1 protein-coding gene is annotated in these 419 nt (G+C 68.5%); it reads right to left on the reverse strand.

The features are described from left to right. Window positions 1–384 (reverse strand): hypothetical protein (locus tag AC1DYK_RS35950; RefSeq protein ID WP_478170612.1); only part of this gene is annotated, 384 nt, incomplete at its 3' end. Between the last annotated feature and the right edge of the window lie 35 nt (window positions 385–419).

Raw genomic sequence — 419 nt, forward strand, 5'->3', positions numbered from 1 at the left:
GTCCTCGCTCGCCGGGGGAGAGATGAGGACGCCGGTACCGGCCATGACGTCCACGATCGCGGTAAAGGGGCGGAGGTCGATCACCTGTCCCGTCTCGGACTCCACCCACTCGGCACGGAAGGCGTCCCGGTGCAGTCCCCCGTGACTGGCAGGACGAAGGCAGGGGAGGCGGTGACGGCCAGGACCCTCCTGCTCCCAACCGGGGCGGCGCTTGCCGCAGAGGGCAGGCTCCTCGGACTCCTCGGCGCGCTGGTCTGCCTCCCACTCGGCGAGCTCCTGTGCGCCCTGCTCGTCGATGTACCGCATCATCGGCTCGGGCTTGCGCAGACGCTCGAACCGAGAGTCGGGGTAGAACGTCCCCGAGTACCGGGTGTCGTTCTCCATTACGTAGGACACGCGGAGCTGTCCCAGGTTGTTGC

Source organism: Variovorax sp. P2_H12, from assembly GCF_056403395.1.